17 protein-coding genes and 1 riboswitch are annotated in these 18,441 nt (G+C 33.1%); of the genes, 2 read left to right on the top strand and 15 right to left on the bottom strand.

Translation table 11 applies throughout. From position 1 onward, the window contains the following. Positions 1 to 2: 2 nt before the first annotated feature. The 8 genes from PYW31_RS06945 to cmk all read right to left on the bottom strand — a co-directional run bounded on the left by PYW31_RS06945 (position 3) and on the right by cmk (position 7,661). The gene (locus tag PYW31_RS06945; protein ID WP_169746233.1) at positions 3 to 956 is read right to left on the bottom strand and encodes a polyprenyl synthetase family protein; all 954 of its coding nucleotides are present in this window, start codon (positions 954 to 956) and stop codon (positions 3 to 5) included. A gap of 26 nt (positions 957 to 982) precedes the next feature. Then, positions 983 to 1,684, bottom strand: coding sequence for a demethylmenaquinone methyltransferase (locus PYW31_RS06940; protein WP_046836481.1), 702 nt, complete (start codon positions 1,682 to 1,684; stop codon positions 983 to 985). Positions 1,685 to 1,700: 16 nt separating this feature from the next. Then, positions 1,701 to 2,258 carry a hypothetical protein gene (locus tag PYW31_RS06935; RefSeq protein WP_046836482.1) on the bottom strand — a complete coding sequence of 186 codons (558 nt, stop codon included), beginning with the start codon at positions 2,256 to 2,258 and terminating at the stop codon, positions 1,701 to 1,703. A 313-nt stretch (positions 2,259 to 2,571) separates the two neighbouring features. Continuing rightward, positions 2,572 to 2,844, bottom strand: a complete 273-nt coding sequence (locus PYW31_RS06930; protein WP_002483248.1) for an HU family DNA-binding protein — start codon at positions 2,842 to 2,844, stop codon at positions 2,572 to 2,574. A 167-nt stretch (positions 2,845 to 3,011) separates the two neighbouring features. Then, a complete protein-coding gene (locus PYW31_RS06925) occupies positions 3,012 to 4,010 on the bottom strand; it encodes an NAD(P)H-dependent glycerol-3-phosphate dehydrogenase (RefSeq protein WP_046836483.1) in 999 nt (332 codons plus the stop codon). 17 nt (positions 4,011 to 4,027) lie between these two features. Further along, positions 4,028 to 5,338: a ribosome biogenesis GTPase Der gene (gene der, locus PYW31_RS06920; RefSeq protein WP_046836484.1), complete on the bottom strand. Its 1,311-nt coding sequence runs from the start codon at positions 5,336 to 5,338 to the stop codon at positions 4,028 to 4,030. A gap of 183 nt (positions 5,339 to 5,521) precedes the next feature. Beyond that, the gene (gene rpsA / locus PYW31_RS06915; RefSeq protein ID WP_046836485.1) at positions 5,522 to 6,703 is read right to left on the bottom strand and encodes a 30S ribosomal protein S1; all 1,182 of its coding nucleotides are present in this window, start codon (positions 6,701 to 6,703) and stop codon (positions 5,522 to 5,524) included. Between the two features lie 301 nt (positions 6,704 to 7,004). Further along, positions 7,005 to 7,661 carry a (d)CMP kinase gene (cmk, locus tag PYW31_RS06910; RefSeq protein ID WP_046836827.1) on the bottom strand — a complete coding sequence of 219 codons (657 nt, stop codon included), beginning with the start codon at positions 7,659 to 7,661 and terminating at the stop codon, positions 7,005 to 7,007. Between the two features lie 78 nt (positions 7,662 to 7,739). Here cmk and PYW31_RS06905 point away from each other — a divergent pair, with 78 nt between their 5' ends. Continuing rightward, positions 7,740 to 8,714 carry an asparaginase gene (locus PYW31_RS06905; RefSeq protein WP_046836486.1) on the top strand — a complete coding sequence of 325 codons (975 nt, stop codon included), beginning with the start codon at positions 7,740 to 7,742 and terminating at the stop codon, positions 8,712 to 8,714. A gap of 98 nt (positions 8,715 to 8,812) precedes the next feature. On the opposite strand, the gene ypdA is transcribed toward PYW31_RS06905, so the two are convergent. From ypdA to PYW31_RS06885, 4 genes are all read right to left on the bottom strand, one after another. After that, on the bottom strand, positions 8,813 to 9,799 hold the full coding sequence (ypdA, locus tag PYW31_RS06900) for a bacillithiol disulfide reductase YpdA (protein ID WP_046836487.1): 987 nt from the start codon (positions 9,797 to 9,799) through the stop codon (positions 8,813 to 8,815). A gap of 212 nt (positions 9,800 to 10,011) precedes the next feature. Next, positions 10,012 to 11,865, bottom strand: a complete 1,854-nt coding sequence (locus PYW31_RS06895) for a LysM peptidoglycan-binding domain-containing protein (protein ID WP_046836488.1) — start codon at positions 11,863 to 11,865, stop codon at positions 10,012 to 10,014. Positions 11,866 to 12,013: 148 nt separating this feature from the next. After that, a complete protein-coding gene (locus tag PYW31_RS06890) occupies positions 12,014 to 13,393 on the bottom strand; it encodes a RecQ family ATP-dependent DNA helicase (protein ID WP_046836489.1) in 1,380 nt (459 codons plus the stop codon). Then, positions 13,380 to 14,345, bottom strand: coding sequence for a helix-turn-helix domain-containing protein (locus tag PYW31_RS06885; RefSeq protein ID WP_046836490.1), 966 nt, complete (start codon positions 14,343 to 14,345; stop codon positions 13,380 to 13,382). The genes PYW31_RS06890 and PYW31_RS06885 overlap by 14 nt, the downstream gene beginning before the upstream one ends. A gap of 109 nt (positions 14,346 to 14,454) precedes the next feature. Between PYW31_RS06885 and PYW31_RS06880 the strand changes: the two genes are divergently transcribed. Further along, a complete protein-coding gene (locus tag PYW31_RS06880) occupies positions 14,455 to 14,703 on the top strand; it encodes a ferredoxin (RefSeq protein ID WP_046836491.1) in 249 nt (82 codons plus the stop codon). A gap of 245 nt (positions 14,704 to 14,948) precedes the next feature. Here the strand turns inward: PYW31_RS06880 and PYW31_RS06875 are convergent, their stop codons facing one another. The 3 genes from PYW31_RS06875 to PYW31_RS06865 form a co-directional block, all read right to left on the bottom strand. After that, a complete protein-coding gene (locus PYW31_RS06875; RefSeq protein WP_046836492.1) occupies positions 14,949 to 15,494 on the bottom strand; it encodes an ECF transporter S component in 546 nt (181 codons plus the stop codon). Between the two features lie 65 nt (positions 15,495 to 15,559). Further along, positions 15,560 to 15,695: riboswitch (FMN riboswitch) on the bottom strand. A 222-nt stretch (positions 15,696 to 15,917) separates the two neighbouring features. Next, a complete protein-coding gene (locus PYW31_RS06870) occupies positions 15,918 to 17,684 on the bottom strand; it encodes an ATP-binding protein (protein ID WP_046836493.1) in 1,767 nt (588 codons plus the stop codon). Next, complete coding sequence (locus PYW31_RS06865; protein WP_046836494.1) at positions 17,668 to 18,393, bottom strand: response regulator; 726 nt, start codon at positions 18,391 to 18,393, stop codon at positions 17,668 to 17,670. The genes PYW31_RS06870 and PYW31_RS06865 overlap by 17 nt, the downstream gene beginning before the upstream one ends. Positions 18,394 to 18,441 lie beyond the last annotated feature (48 nt).

Below are 18,441 nucleotides of genomic sequence, written 5' to 3'. Positions count from 1 at the left end.
ACTTACACATTTCTTTTGCCAACTTTTTTAATCAGTTTTTTGAATAGTACTTTTGCGCTATCATTTTCTAACTCATCAATTAGGTTTAAAGCTTTATCTAAATACTTATTACTAATACTTAGGCATTGTTGAATGACATCAGATGATCTAACTGTGTCAATACAGTATTTAAACGTTTCTGGGCTACTATTAGGATTTAATTGTTGTATCTGCTGTTTAAACGCACTATTTTTTTTCATTTCTAATAAAACAGGTAATGTAATATGACCATTCATCAAATCACTGCCCACAGGTTTACCTAATTGCTTTTCTGTACTTGTAAAATCTAATATGTCATCTACAATTTGAAAACTCATACCAATGTAATGACCAATCATTTTTAGATTATGGACAGTTTTAATATCAGCACCAGAAGCGATGGCACCTACTTCAGTAGATAATTGAATCAGTAATGCTGTTTTCCGATTAATTCTACGTAGGTAATTAGTGATAGACTGATGCCCGTTGAATTGATCCTGGAACTGAAACAACTCCCCCATGCACACATCTATAATTGAATTAGATATAATTGTATGAACACGATTATCTTCAATGCCTGATATATGTTCAAGTCCTAAAGCGAGTAAGAAATTACCAGTTAGTATAGCTGTGCTTTGATTCCATTTTTTAGCAATAGTAAGTCTACCGCGACGCTTATCACTTTTATCAATGACATCATCATGCACCAAAGTTGCCATGTGTATGAGTTCTAAAGCTACTGCAACACGGTATACATCTTCGTTCATTTCTTTACCAAATTGACTACTTAAAATTGCAACAGCAGGTCTAACGCGTTTTCCTCCTGAAGAAAATAAATGAAAGGCAGCTTCTTCAAGCACTTTATCTTCGCTTTTTATAGCCTGCTCTAATCGTTTTTCGATTTTTTTTATTTCGCTATTCATATTTAACTTTGACACGCTAATCACCTTTGGTTGATTCATTTTTATTTATAGCCAAGGTGCATTGCTGCAACGCCACCTGTAAAGCTACGGACTTTGATATTACTGAAACCTGCTTGTGTAAAGAGTCGTTTTAATTTTTCCTTACCAGGAAAATCAAACGTTGATTGTTGTAACCACTCATATTCATCTTTTGATTTGGCGAAAATCTTGCCAAAAATCGGCATTACAAATTTAAAGTATAGTTTGTATAATTGTTTGAAAACAGGTGTTGTAGGCTGACTTGTTTCTAAACAAACGACCATGCCTCCTGGCTTAAGTACTCTATTTAATTCTTTGAGTGTAGCTAGGTAATCAGGCACGTTTCTCAAACCAAAGCCAATAGTTACATAATCGAATTCATTATCTTCAAAGGGTAGATTCATTGCGTCACCATGAACAAGTTTTATATTGTCCATATCTTTAGTCTTTTCTTTACCCACTTCTAGCATGTTCTCACTGAAGTCAACGCCAGTAACTTCGCCATTGGGACCAACAGCTTTACTAAGTGAGATCGACCAATCAGCAGTGCCACAGCATACGTCTAACGCTTTACTACCTGGCTTGACGTTCATTTCTTTCATAACACGCTTTCTCCATGTTTTGTGTTGTTCAAAGCTAATAATATTATTAAGGCGATCATATTTACCTGATATATTCTGGAAAACATTATGTACTTGTTCTTTCTTTGCTTTATTATCTGCCATTTCAATTACCTCTTTTTTATATTATTTCAGATGCTATACCATCTAAAAATGATTGTATTTCTGTTTCAGTATATTCACTTAAGTAAGAAGGGGGATTTTCTTTTAAATTAGCTATTAATTTATGATTTATTTCTTGTATATTAGCATCAGGTATGTAGCGTTGAATAGTCACAATTGGAAATCTATTTTCCAATTTTAAAATACTATCGCCCATTCGACTTTGGCTTATGTTGCCATTTTGAATAGATGATTTAATTTCGTTTATTTCAACTATGGCTGAACTAATTTTTTTTTGAAATGTTAAGTCATTTAATTTTGCTAATAATGTATAAGAATGCGCACTCAACAAGTCACCAATTAAAATGGACTTTTTAGACGATAATGTCACAGAGACTTCGTCTAAATGGCGCATTGCAGTATCTATTGTGAGGCAAGCTAGTTTAGCTTCTTCAGGAATATCATATGAATCAAGTATCTGACTTAAAATTCTATTGATATATATTGATTCATAATGATTCACACCGCTAAGTCGCTGTGCTATTTGTTTTTCTAATATGCTTAATGTCGTTTCCATGTTCACACCTCACGTTATTATCCATATACATATTAACATTATATAGAGAAAATTAAAATCAACGAAGATTAAAGTTATAAATATTTATGTTATGTGTTCCAAAGGGAAAAGTTTATATTTGATTTGTTGTATGTATGCTTCGTTCGAAAAATTTATGATTATTGAATATGTAATATGTTAGTTATGTACATCGTTATACCGAATCATATCATATTAATATAAGGGATATGTAAATATATTAAAGTTCTGTAGTTAAAAAAGGAATATAAAAAGAAAAAGCCCCTTATAAAAGGGCTTTACTTTAAGTAAAGAATTATTTTACTGCGTCTTTTAAAGCTTTACCAGCTTTGAATGCTGGAACTTTGCTTGCAGGGATATCAATTTCTTTACCAGTTTGTGGATTACGGCCTTTACGTGCAGCGCGTTCGCGTACTTCGAAGTTACCGAATCCAATTAATTGTACTTTTTCACCTTTAGAAAGTGATGATTGAATTGATTCGAATACTGCATCAACAGCTAAACCAGCTTCTTTTTTAGTTAAGTCAGCTTGTTCAGCAACAGCATTGATTAAATCTGTCTTGTTCATTATGAATTCACCTCCCCTAGGGTTTATAATGATATTATAATCATTATGCTATGACTTTAACACAACGATTACTGCTACTGCAACGATTTATGTGTAAAAAACGTTGAAATAATGGGATTTAGATGCCAAATTGTTATATATTTTTTAAATTGTGTAATAATACCTTTTTATTCTGCTTTTTTTCCGCGTCCCATTAAATCTTTGACACTTTCAGTAACGGGTCTATTTTCGAATAAAACGCTGTAAAGCGCTTCAGCGATAGGCATTTCTACACCCTGTTCTTTTGCTAAGTGATAAACAGATTTCGTTGTATACACACCTTCTACTACCATATTCATTTCATTTAGTGCTTCATCTAAAGATTTACCTTCACCTAACTTATATCCTAAAGTGAAATTTCTTGAATGTGTGGAAGTACATGTAACAATTAAATCACCAATGCCTCCTAGGCCTAAGAAGGTAATCGGATCTGCACCTAATTTTTCGCCTAAACGACTAATTTCTGCTAATCCTCTTGTCATTAAGGCAGCTTTAGCATTATCACCAAAGCCCATACCTGTGATAACTCCACTAGCGACAGCTATAATATTTTTAAGTGCTCCACCTAATTCTACCCCTACAAGATCATCATTAGTGTAAACACGTAAATAATCATTCATGAATAAATCTTGCGTTAATAGACTTACCTCAGCATTTTTAGAAGAAGCAGCAACCGTTGTTGGTTGTTTAATCACTACTTCTTCCGCGTGACTAGGTCCTGATAACACGCCAATACCCGCGTTATGAGCTGGCGATATAGAATCTTCTAACATCTCTGAAACACGTTTGAACGTATCATTTTCAATCCCTTTTGCTACGTGTATAAATGTTTTTTTAGATGATAAAAGTGCATCGATTTCAGTGGCCACTTCTCTCATTGCTTTTGTTGGCAATGCCATTAAATATATTTCTGAAAAATGCGTAGCTTTATTTATATCTAAAGTAGCTTCAATTGATACATCAAGTTTCGCTTGTTTCAAGTATTTACTATTCATATGTTGTTCATTAATTTCTGAAACAGTGTGTTCATTTTTCCCCCACATAAGTACTTGATGCCCATTTTCTGCTAATACATTAGCTAGTGCTGTACCAAAACTTCCTGTGCCAAAGACTGTAACTTTAGTCATTAAATCCCCTCCGTTAACTAATTTCTTTTTCTCGGTATAATATGCACTGGTGTGCCTTCAAATCCAAATGCTGCTCTGATTTGATTCTCAAGATAACGTTTATAAGAAAAATGCATTAATTCTACATCGTTTACAAACACTATAAATGTTGGTGGCTCTATCGCTACCTGTGTAGAATAGAAAACGTTAAGTCTTCGACCTTTATCAGTTGGTGTTGGATTCATTGAGATAGCATCAGTTACTACTTCGTTTAACGTTGAACTTTGCACACGTTTTTTATGATTTTCACTAGCTTGTTGAATATATGGGAATAAAGTTCTCAATCTTTGTTTTTCTTTTGCAGAAACAAAGGCAACTTCAGCGTAATCTAAAAACTGAAATTCTTTACGAACTTCATCTTTAAATTTCTTCATAGTATTTGTGTCTTTATCAACTGTATCCCATTTGTTAACTACTATAACTATTGCTTTACCTTCTTCATGAGCATATCCAGCTACGCGTTTATCTTGTTCAATGATGCCTTGATCAGCATCAATAACAACTAAGATCACATTTGAACGTTCAATCGCCTTTAAGGCACGTAAAACAGAATATTTTTCTGTATTTTCATACACTTTACCTTTTTTACGCATTCCCGCAGTATCAATTAATACGTAATCTTGCCCATCATAACTATATTCAGTATCCACAGCATCGCGTGTTGTGCCAGCTACGTTTGATACGATTACACGGTCTTCACCGAGTATTGCATTTACTAAGCTAGATTTACCAACATTAGGACGTCCAATAATGGACAAACGGATTGTATCGTCATCATAAGGGTCTTCTTCTTCTTCTTTAAAGTGTTTAACTACTTCATCTAGTAAATCACCTAAACCTAATCCATGTGACCCAGAAATTGGATAAGGGTCTCCAAAACCAAGTGAATAAAAATCATAAATTTCACTTCTCATTTCTGGATTATCTACTTTGTTTACTGCTAAAACAACTGGTTTCTTTGATTTATATAGCATTTGTGCTACAACTTCATCACTTTGTGTCAATCCTTCTCTTACATTCACCATAAATATAATTACATCAGCTTCATCAATTGCGATTTCTGCTTGAGCTTTAATTTGTGTTTGGAATGGTGCATCTCCAATTTCAATACCACCTGTATCAATAACATTGAAATCATGTGTTAACCATTCACCTGATGAATAAATTCTATCACGAGTCACACCTGGTGTATCTTCTACTATAGATACACGTTCACCTACGACTCTGTTAAAAATTGTTGACTTACCCACATTGGGCCTGCCTACAATTGCTACTATAGGTTTAGTCATAACTAACTTCCTCTCTTATTTAATCTCTATAATTCTATCATAAGGGGTATGTAAATCAAAAGAAATATTAAATACTTGAATGGTGTAATATTAGCGTCATTTTTATTTTAAGTTTTTGCATAAAAATAAATCTTATCCTAAATAAAGGTTAGGACAAGATTTAAAGTTTATAAAACACTTGTATTAAAATTTAAAATCTTTTAATTTATCTCCGAATACGTCACCTAAAGTTGGATTATCTTCTTCATCAGAACTACTATCCAAATAAGATTTTGTTGTTTCTTTGTCACTTTCGATGACATCTTCTGAAGGTAATGTAGCTTTAATAGATAATGAGATACGTTCACTTTCAATATCAACACTAAGCACTTTCACACTAACAACTTGACCAGGCTCTAATGCTTCACTAGGTGTGCCAATGTGTTTATGACTTATTTCAGAAATATGCACTAAACCTTGAACGCCAGGTTTAATTTCAACAAATGCACCGAAGTCAGCTAATCTTACAACTTTCCCTTCAATAACATCGCCCTCGTTGAATTCACCTTTAATAGATTCGAAAGGACTTGGTAACGTGTCTTTAATAGATAATGAGATTCGCTCAGAATCTTTATCTATTGACTTAACTTTGACTTTAACTTTATCTCCAATCGCAACTACATCTTCTGGTGATTTGACATGTTCATGTGATAATTCAGAAACGTGAACAAGACCATCTACACCACCAATGTCGACAAATGCACCAAAGTTAGTTAAGCGAGCTACAGTTCCTTCGATGACATCATTTTCATTAAGTGAATCTAATAATGCCTCTTTTTTCTCTGCGTTTTCTAAAGCTTCTACTGCTTTACGACTAAGTATGACACGATTATTTGCAGGATCTAATTCTTCAACTTTTAATTTTAAAATTTGTCCTTCAAAATCAGAAAAATCCTCAATGAAGTCAGTTGAAATTAATGAAGCTGGTACAAAGCCTCTTTGGCCTACATCTACAACTAATCCGCCTTTTACGACTTCTGTAACTTTAGCTTCAATTGTTTCATTATTATCTAATTGTTCTTGTAAAAATTCATATGATTTTTCTGTTTCAAGTTGACGTTTAGAAAGTATATATGCACCTGTCTCATTTTCTTCGTCATACTCTACTTTAGTAACATATGCACCAATTTCGTCCCCAACTTTAACTGCATCACTTGGATTGTCGATATGATGCGTAGAAAGTTGACTTATAGGGATGATTCCGTTAAATTTACTACCATTAACGTGCACAATTACTTGCTTTTCTTCAATTTCAAGAACCTCGCCAGTAACTTTGTCCCCTTCTTTAATATCATTAATCATTGATTCGTTAAATTCTTCAGTCATCTTGTCTGCCTCCTTATTACACTACATAATTATAACATCTTATAATTTGACAGAATTGTCAAGAAATTCCCCTCTATTTAAAGATTGACAATTCTACTTGTTAAAAAGTTGTAATATACGGTTTTTTCAATTACTAAAAGTTAATGATTTTTACCCAATATTTACATTTATTTATAAATGTAGTTCTAAATTCTTTGAAATAATGTACCTTATTTATATACCCATTAAAAATATAATATAACAAAAATACACAATTTATTATAGAAGTGAGATATTACTGGAAGAAATACGCTTTAAATCCTCAGATTGCATCAACCATTTTTAAAATTTCATTTGTAACTGTGTCTATGTCTTTTCCAGTTGTATCAAGCGTAATTGCATCATCCGCTTTTTTCAATGGTGAAATTTCACGATTCATATCATAATGATCTCGCTCAGCTATTTCTTGTTCAAGTTGTTCTACTGTGGATTCGATACCTCTGAGTTCATTATCTTTTTGTCTACGTATTGCACGCTCTTCCACAGAAGCAATCATATAAACTTTTAAATCTGCATCTGGTAAAACGACCGTACCTATATCTCTACCATCCATTACTATACCTTTTTTCGCAGCAAGTTCTTGTTGTTTCTTGACCGCAAAAGTTCTTACTGGTTCTTTAGAAGCTACGTAAGAAACGTTGTTTGTGACATCATTTTCTCTCAAGTAATCTGTGACATCCTTATGATCTAATATAACCCTTTGGCCTTTACCTTCTTCATAAGTTAACGCTAATTCAGAAGTGTTTATAAGTTGATCAAAGTCTTCAGTTTTATTTTGCTGTAAATATTTATACGTTAAAGCGCGGTACATTGCACCTGTATCTACGTAAATCATAGATAATTTAGCAGCAACGAGCTTTGCTATTGTACTTTTTCCTGCAGCTGCAGGTCCATCTAATGCAATATTAATTAGTTTCATTTCAGTAAACCTTCCTTGTTGTTTGATGAATAATATTTTATCATAAATATGTATTATATTAATAGGAGGAATGCCCGCATGAAAAAACTTCTGGTCATACATACAGGTGGTACCATAAGCATGTCACAAGATGAATCAAATAAAGTTGTGACAAATGAAGATAATCCAATATCCAATCATCAAGATGTCATTAAGCAATATGCTGATGTAACCGAAATAACACCATTTAATGTCCCATCGCCACATATGAATATTCAGTATGTTGAAAAATTGAAAGACATTATTGAGGATGCATCAATAAACAGTGAATATGATGGTTTTGTAATCACACACGGTACGGATACTTTAGAAGAAACAGCATATTTGCTAGATTTGACTATAAATATTTCTAAACCTATAGCAATAACAGGTGCGATGCGTTCCTCTAACGAGATTGGTTCTGATGGATTATACAACTTTATTTCAGCAATTAGAGTTGCAACGAGTGAGGAGTCATTAGATATGGGCGTAATGGTTGTATTTAATGATGAAATTCATACTGCTAGAAATGTAACTAAAACACACACCTCAAATACTAACACTTTCCAAAGCCCTAATCATGGCCCTCTAGGTGTAGTTACTAAAAACAGCGTACAATTTCATCATAAACCATACGAACATTTGATTCTAAATGATATAAATCATAATTTAAATATACCTTTAGTTAAAGCTTATATGGGGATGAATAGTGATGTTCTCACATTTCACAGTGAGCAGAAAGTTGATGGTATTATCATCGAAGCTTTAGGTCAAGGTAATTTGCCACCAACATGTATCGATGGTTTAGATAAGTGCTTAGAAAAAGACATCCCTATCATTCTTGTATCTAGATCATTTAATGGTATCGTCGGTCCGATTTATGCTTATGAAGGTGGTGGCGTTACATTAGCAAACAAAGGCGTAATTTTTTCGAATGGATTAAACGGTCCTAAAGCAAGATTAAAACTTTTAGTCGGTTTAAGTAATGCATTGAGTATGGAACAATTAAAGCAATATTTTGAATCTCAATTATAAAGCATATAACAAAAGCGCCAACCTTTTAACAAATAAAAGGTTGGCGCTTTTGCTTTAAAATATTCTGAATGATACGAAGTACCTTATTCTAAATATTTTTATGATTCTAAAGGTGTTTGCTTTTTGGATAAAATACTTTGTGTAATTATACCACCATGGTATTTACCATTTTCAATAAAAATAGTGTTTGCATCATTACCAGCTGCTATGACACCTGCTATATAACAATTTTCAACATTTGTTTCATAAGTTTCTTTATTGTAAACGGGTGCAGTGCCAAATGCATTTGTATTAATATCAATACCTATAGATTCCAAGAATTCATAATCAGGATGATAGCCAATCATTGCAAAAACGTAATCATTCGGAATCTCAATGCTTTGATTATCTTGTTCATAAACCACACTATCTTCAGTGATTTTTGTCACATTTGAATTGAATGCCATCTCTATTTTTTCATGACGTACTAGTGACTCAAAATTTGGTAATATCCACGGTTTTATCGCTTTAGGATAGTCTGAACCACGATAAATCACAGTGACATTGGCACCTGCTTTTTCTAATTCTAAAGCTGCATCAACTGCCGAGTTCTTACCACCAATAACAACGACGTTTTGATCAAAATACGGGTGCGCTTCTTTGAAGTAATGTTTAACTTTAGGTAATTCAGCACCTTCAACTTCAAGTGAATTATGATGACCATAATAACCAGTGGCAACAGTAAGGAATCTACATTGATAGACATCTTCTGTTGTTGTAATTGTAAATCGGTTATTAATTTTTTTCACTGTGAGGACTTCTTCAAAAGCATTGATACGCAATTGATGATACTTAACCACAGCTCTGTAATATACTAGAGCCTGATTTCGGTGTGGTTTGCTATCTTCTACTATAAATGGAATATCCCCAATACTAAGCTTATCACTGGATGAAAAGAATGTTTGATGTGTAGGATAATTGTATATTGCGTCTACAACATTTCCTTTTTCAATCACTAATGTGTCTATACCTTTTTTCTTTTGTTCAATAGCAGCACTTAATCCACAAGGACCGCCACCAATGATTATACTTTCAACTGTTTGCATAATTGATTGTCCTCCTTTAACCACCAATACATTATACCAGTAGTTTTAGAAAAACCAAATGAAAGAAGTTGAAATTTTATAACTCTATACTTCTGAGCAATGCACATTTAATTATATATATAGCGCTCTTATCCATAGTTATAAATCATGTTTACAATAATATAAAAACTGCCAACTTTAATCATTAAAAGTTGGCAGTTTTTATAGAAATTTTATTGTGGAATAACTAAGCGTTGTCCATTATGAATGTCGTTACCTTGAATGTTATTCGCTGCTCTAATTTTTTCAACATTTTCTGGTGTACCTTCACCATAGTATTGAATTGCAATTCTGTATAAGTTTTGACCGTTTACAACATGTGTTCTTTGACCAGAAGTGCTGTTTGATTGATCGCTACTTTGTTGGCTATCTTGTGCTTGGCTTGAAGAACTATTGTTTTGAGCGTCTGATTGACTACTTTGACTTTGATCTGTTTGGTTTTGTCCACTTTGATTATTTTGTGTACTTTGTGAATCTGATTGATCAGTTGATCCCCCAGTTGTCGTGCTTTGTGAGTCTGATTGCTCAGTTGAACCACTATTTTCTGAACTTTGCGAATCAGCATTACCTTGGTCAGATGAAGAATTATCAGCGCTACTATTACCTTCTGATGAAGCACTATCAGAATCTGAACTAGTATTGTCATCAGAAGAAGATGCGGCTTTGTCTTTATCATCATTATTCGCTTTGTCATTATCTTTGTTAGAATCTGAATCTTTTGCTTTATCTTTGTCTTTATCTGAATCTGATTTTTTATCTTTATTATCTGCTGTTTTTTGATCATCGTTTTTACTATTATCATCATTGTTGCCAGTTAAAGCCATGCCACCGAAAATTCCGATTGCAGCTAATATTAAAATTGCAGCTAATATAGGTAATAGCTTACCTAATAAGCCACCTTTTTTCTTTTTATTTTTATCATCATCGTTATTGTTGTGGTTACTATTATTTCCGCCGTTACCGCCATTACCATTTGAATGACCTGCTCCAGCAGCGCCTGCACCTGCGGCAGCGGCACCAGCAGTAGCACCTTTTTTATTAGTAGAACTTTTATCTTTATTATTTTGCTCTGATTTTTCTTCTTTATTTGCATCTTTGTCTTTATGTTTACTAGCTGCATATGCACCAGCGCCTGCAGCGGCAGCACCACCAGCTACAGCGGCACCTTTTGTTTTAGAACCTTTTCGGCTATCATCCGAATTCTTATCTTCAGATTCGCGCGAATCATTACCTTCTTGATTGTCTTGTTGACGTTCATTATTTGATTGATTCTCACTATTTTCTTTACTATCTTGCGGCGCTTGATCTTTATGTTTGCCAGCTTCAGATGTACCCGCTCCAGCGGCAGCACCACCAGCTACAGCAGCACCTTTTGTCTTAGAGCCCTTTTGATTTGTATCTAGATTTTCATCTTCATGTACGCGTGAATCATTATCTTCTTGATTGTCTTGTGTGTCATTAGATTCTCGTTGACCTTTATTATGCTCATTGTCATCAACTTGTGATTCTTGCTTGCCATCGTGCTTACTAGCTGCATATGCACCAGCGCCAGTCGCGGCAGCACCACCGGCTACAGCGGCACCTTTTTTGCTGGATTCATTATCATTTTGTACATGAGTATCAACTTCAGAATGGTCTTCATTCACATCATTTGTTTGACGTTCATTTTTAGACGTTTGATTTAAGTTGTTATCACGTGAATGATCATTGTCTTCATATTCACTTTGTGAGTTTGATGATGAATGTGCATCTTGATGTTGATTTGATTCGTCTTGAACATCCTCATGTTGTTCGTCTTGTTCAGGCTGTTCTTGTGAATTTTGATGCGTTGCAGTATCACGTCTGCGTTGTCTACGTTGTGCATTTCTAGGAGGAAATTGTTCATCTGATTTATCAGACACTTCCTCTTTTACATTGTCAACTGAGTTGTTAACTGAATCGTTGTTATTGTCTGGATGTTCTTTTGGATCAATGGATTGACGATTTTTCTCAAAATCATCTTTAAAATTGTTGTTAGACAAATTCATCATCCTTCCTTGTTTTTATTTTAAGTATATACTGTTTTACCCTAAAAGGTAGTAAATATGTATATATTTATTTAATATATTTACTTTCATACAAGCCTATAGTTCGTATTATAGCTTGTTTGAAAAAGTGAAGTAAAGTAATAGTCGATTATTCAAACAAATTTTGTAACTTTTCAGTATAATTTATTTTTCTTTTTACTTTTTTACGGTTTAAATGATGAATTGAATGTAATTCAGAATCATTATCGCAGCATTGATTCGGCTTCTCTTCAATAGACTCACCAAAAAACTCCATCATATATGACCTTCTACATTGATCTAAATTTTTATAACCTAGCATTCTTATATACCCTTTACGTTTACGTTGATATGTCGCTTCAAAAATTGTTCTTAGCTGAGAAAAAGAATAGTAGCTATTTAATATTTCTAGAATATCTTGCTTATCTGGAGGTAGAAAAGTACCTATTTCAAAAGCATTGATATCATCAGAGGAAATCATATCCGTAAATAATAAAGTTTCGAGTAAAAAACTGTCATCCGGCTGAAACAGACTAATTGCTTGGCTATGCGTACCATCTCTGCCAGCCCTACCAATTTCTTGCATATAATTAGAGGGGCTTGTGGATAAATGATAGTGAATAATTGTTCGTATATCTTTTTTATTGATCCCCATACCAAAGGCACTTGTGGCAACTATGATAGGGATTTCGTTATTAATAAATTGATGTTGCACCGTGTGTCGCTCTTGATAAGATAAATCACCATGATAAATTCCAGTCAAAAAACCATAATTATAAATTTCCTTTGCTAAGTTTAGACATGTCTTTTTAGATGATACATAAATAATTGTAGGTCCTGTTGTTTCTAATGCTGGTAACAACCACTTTAATTTCTCATCGTCATCAGGAAAATTTTTATGCGTTAATGAAATGTTATCTCTATTCATACTCGTTTTAATAACATGGAATGTTTTATTTAACATTTGATTTAAATCAAATGTTAAATGTGGTGGCGCTGTCGCAGTTAAAGCGAGCACTGCCGCTTTAGGAAATTGATTAATAATTTTACCAATAAGTGCATAATGGGGTCTGAAATCATATCCCCATTCTGATAAACAGTGCGCTTCATCTAAGACAACCATCCCAATATTCAATGTTTTAATAAGTTTGAAATTTTGTGGCTGTAAAATAAATTCTGGACTTAAATAGATAAAGCGGCTGTTTGATAAAGCGTTGATATTTAACCTTCTTTCATCTTCATCCATACCAGAATGAATACAACTGACTTTATGTTCTCCATGTGACTTAAGTTGCATCACTTGGTCATCCATTAGAGATATGAGTGGAGAAATAATGAGTGTGGGTTGTTGTTTTATATATGTAGGTAATTGATAACAAAGACTTTTACCACTTCCTGTAGGCAAAATACCGAGCGTATCTTTATCAGCAATTACACTTTCTATAATTTCTTGTTGGCCAGGTTTAAACGATTCAAACCCAAACCATTTTTTCAGCTCATGTTGTAACATTTAATTCTCCCCTTTCTATGCCAACAATCACTAATTTAATGTTAAAGTAGCTAAGATTTGGAAACAGCGCTTTATATTCGCGTAATCTTTGATTACGGTGTGTTTCATAGTATTTCAAAAATTCTATATAGTTTGTCGTTTCAAGGTAATTTGTATAATCCTTAATATAGCCTTTGATAAATAATTCTAATATATGATCTTCAATTGTATTTATTTTTACTTGTTGTTGCACAGCAAGTTGCTCAAAATCTAACCCTTGTTGTAATCCTTTATACGTTTGTTCAGTTTTATTTAATATGGTTGGTAAAACGATAAGTTTATGTAAAATTGGGTGCTTTTCTTTATTTTCAATAGTATATAATAATGTAACCAAATCAATCATTTCGAGTTCAAATAAGCGCTCTTGTGAAATGTCTTCGATTAAACTGACTTGCTGTCTGGTATACATGCTTTCTTCATAACCCTGTAAATAATAATGTAAATAGGTTGTGCCATTAGTAGTAACGATTGCTTCAAATAATGCATGAAGCTCTTTAATAAAATTTTCATGTAAGTTATTATTAATTATTTCGTTATATACATTTTTAACTTTCTGGTGTACAGTACTATGTTGAGTAATAGGTATAAATTGATATATATTATGTTTAGTATTGGAAATAGTTTGTGTTAAAAGTTGTAATGCTTTAAACGTATTCATCAAACTATCATAGGTATGTCGAGGATGTGTTGTAATACTATCGTTTGGATTACTTTCTGCACTATCTTGAGTAAAATATCGCTCGAATGACGGATATTTTAAGTTAGGCATGCTGTGATATAATGATAGTAATTGTTGGCTACACGCATCAAAAAAGGTTTGATGTGATTTTTTTCCTATGATAATATTAAATATACTTTTTTCTGTTTTATAACTATGTGCGTGAGTTTGTGTAAATTGAATTATATTATACATGTATCATCCCTCATTCTATTAAACGAAAACATTTGAAAAAACTAAAAACAGTGATTACAATGATAATTGTGTTATTATTGTAGCATTTTTGTCAAAGGAGGCGAAGAAATTGGCTAAATATACAATTGTCGATATGGATACATGCATTGCATGTGGTGCTTGTGGTGCCGCTGCCCCTGATATATATGACTATGATGACGAAGGTATTGCATACGTAATACTAGACGACAATAAAGGTACAGCAGAAGTGCCCGAAGAATTATACGAAGATATGGAAGATGCATTAGAAGGTTGTCCAACTGATTCAATTAAGATTGAAGAAGAATCATTCGATGGAGATGCACTAAAATTTGAATAATAACCTTTAAGTTATTATTCTCGTATATTTTATTGGGATTTTACAAGATATCTAAAAGACCTTTAAGACAAACTCTATGGTAGCATAAAGTTTAAATTTGATATAAAGCAACGATATGAGTTAGTGTGCCCAAATTCCATTGGGCATGCTAATTTTTATTTATAAATAAATAGAAGCAGCACTTTAACATAAATGCTAAAGTGCTGCTTCTATTTTTGTTATTGATAGCGCTGATGTATGCTAATTTATTTTGGTAATACATTTTTTAATCGTCTATATAAAATAATAAATATGAACGAAATAATAGCGCCTTTAATGATATTAAATGGTATTACACCTGAAACAATTACTATTTTAATATTTTCAACGACATGGGATAAATTCATTATCATGCCATATAACGGTAATAATACAAAATAGTTTAAAATACTTAATACGATGGTCATTACTAACGTAGCCACAGTTAAACCTGTTATTAAAGATTTCAAATTATGTTTTTGTTTAGTTACGAAATAAGCAGTAATCAAGAAGCTGGTTGCAGCTAAGAAGTTAGCTATTGGACCTACTGGGTCACCTACATTAAATAAAAAGTTCAATAAGTTTTTAATAAATTCCACTATAATACCTGCTACCGGTCCTAAAGTAAAAGTAGCCAATAGCGCTGGCACATCACTAAAATCTAATGTTAAATAAGGTGGTAAAAAAGGTATTGGGAATTTTATAAACATCAATATAAAAGCTACAGCACTCAACATGCTTATTGTAATAAGTCGTTTGTTTTGTTGTTGCATATTCAATTATCTCCTTCCATTCATCTTACACAGAATAGGAGGATTTAACCGCATAACAAACAACCCTCCATCTTCTCCCATCCAGACTATACTGTCGGCTCTAGATTCTCACTAGATCAGCCACTCATTTTGTGAAACATAAGTGGGTCGCAGGCTTTCATTACTGCCGGTTGGGAATTACACCCTACCCCGAAGACGAATATTATAAATTTTATAAATATATCATAGCTTAATACTCAGGTAAAAACAATAGAATTGCTCTAAATATATATAATCAAACATAGAAAACAAAAGAGACATATGACGTTCAACTAAGTGCTAACGAATTAAAGCATAGCGTCCATTATGATATCACAATAAAAACAGCACCAAAGGTCTGGGTGAGTTTACCAATACCTTTAGTGCTGTTTAGCGTATAAACTGTTATTTATCTGTATTGACTTTAGGCAATTTAATGATAAATTGAGTGCCCTTACTAAGTTCACTTTTAACATCGATGCTACCATCGTGACCATCTATAATCATGCGACAAATGAATAGACCTAACCCAGTTCCTTGTTTACCTCTTTTACGTGAAGCATCTACTTTGTAAAAGCGATCAAAAACTTGTTGTAAATGTTCAGGTGCAATGCCACTACCTGTATCAGTGATGTATAAGATGTTTTCGGTGTCCGTTTCACCACAACTAATAGTAATCGAATCTCCAGGGTCTGTATATCTTGTAGCGTTATCGATTAGATTAGTTAACACTTGCTCTATTCTATCCGAATCATAAAACCAAAGTTCACCGTCTGTATTTGGATTTAAATCAATACTTAATTCCAAATCTAAGGCTAGTTTTTGATATTTGAGTTGCATTTTATTCAATAGTCTATCAATTGGCTGTACTTTTTTATCGACTGTTAGGCCCTCAGCATCCATACGAGCAACATTGAGCAATTCATTTACCAATCTATTAAGACGTTTCGTTTCATCTAAGACAATAGACAATGATTCATGTATTTCATCGGGTTCTGTTACAATGCCATCTACAATTGATTCTGTATATCCTTGTAGTAAAGAAATAGGCGTGCGAAGTTCATGTGACACATTCGCAATGAAATCTTTTTTCATCTGATCCATGTTATGTTCATTTGTCATATCACGTATTACTGCAACAATACCACTGGTGCCATCTGGTTGAATTTGTTCAATGTAACTCGTTATGATTACAAAGTAACGTGTATTTATTTCATATTCTTCAAATTGTGTTTTTTGATCTTTAAACGTTAACTCTTTTTGTCTATCTAATTTATCTAAAGAATAATCATCAAGTATTTGAATAATATTTTGAGCCATGTCATTAGAAAGGATAATCTCTTTTTTATCATTAAAGCCTAATACCCCTTCAACCATTGAATTAATCAAACTATCTCGAATATTTTTGGAAGAAGATAGTGCATCTATATGTTGTTGTATTTCTGAGCTCATTGTATTAAAAGCGCGAGATAATTCACCGATTTCATCCCGAGAATTTACTGGAACGATTTGTGAATAATCGCCTTTTGAAACTTTCAAAGCTTGTGTTCTTAAATTACGTAAAGGCTTAGTAATCCTAGAAGATAAGAAAAAGGCAAATACAGTTGTTATTGCTAAAGATATAATTGCAATGACTAAAATAATAATTGTAATGAGATTATTTGTATCTTCGAGCGTTTTTAAATCTTGATATATAAACACTCCGCTATAGTTGTTGCCTTTCTCGTTATTTGCATTTAAATTTTTTGAAGGATAACCAATGAGCACATAAGTACGTTGCTGCCCATTGACACTAACTGGCACGTGTTCTGAAATTTGCTTGCCTTCATCAAATACGCGATTGTAATCCTTGTTCGATTTGATTTCTTTGAACATTTTTCTCTTAGTCACATCTTGATTATTATTGGGCATATGTTTGTCATTCATAATAATCAAACCGACTGGTCCTTCGATAAGTTTCCGACTATGTTCAACTGCTGTGGCTTTGTTATCTGATGTTGCAACTAATTGGCTAATCCGTTTAGCATCTTTAAGTAAAGAGTCTTCGGTTTCTTGCGTAAAATAAGACTGTATAAACGTAACTAGCGTTGCGCTAAGTAAAATTAAAACTGTCGTTACTATAAAAATAATAGTTAACCACAGTTTTATAACTACATTATTGAGTCGGCTCATCGTTAGATTTTACCTCAAATTTGTAACCGACACCCCACACGGTTTGAATCATGTAAGCCGCTTCTTCAGACACACGATTAAGCTTCTCTCTTAAACGTTTAACATGAGTATCTACGGTACGCAAGTCACCATAGAATTCATAATGCCAGACTTTCTTTAATAGTTGTTCGCGATCAAAAACTTTGTTTGGCGTTTTGGCTAGAAAAATTAAAAGTTCATATTCTTTTGGTGTCAAATTGACTTGATTTCCATCTGCTAATACCCTATGTGCATCGTTATCAATAACAAGGTGATCAAATTCTATTAAATCACGTGTATGTGGTTCACTCTGTTCTGTATGAGCAACTTGTGTACGTCGCAAGAGTGCTTTAACACGTAATACGACCTCACGAGGAGAAAAAGGTTTCACAATATAATCATCAGCACCAGATTCAAATCCTTCTACACGGTTAGTTTCTTCACCTTTAGCAGTAAGCATGATTATTGGTGTTTCTTTATGCTCTCTTAAACGAGATGCGACTACGATACCATCCATTTCAGGAAGCATCAGATCTAGTAATATACATGAATAATCATGTTCCATCGCCATTTTAAAGGCTTCTTTACCGTCTCTTGCTTCGTGTATTTCAAAAGATTCTCTTTCAAGATATAATTTGAGCAATCTTCTAATTCTATCTTCATCGTCTACGATTAATATTTCATTTGACATACATATGTACCTCCCACACTGCTAACTTTCAAATTCAATCACATTATA

Source organism: Staphylococcus succinus (assembly GCF_029024945.1).
Classification (GTDB): Bacteria; Bacillota; Bacilli; order Staphylococcales; family Staphylococcaceae; genus Staphylococcus; species Staphylococcus succinus.
Note: the sequence above shows the minus strand (reverse complement) of the source record. Positions and strands in the feature narration are given on the sequence as shown.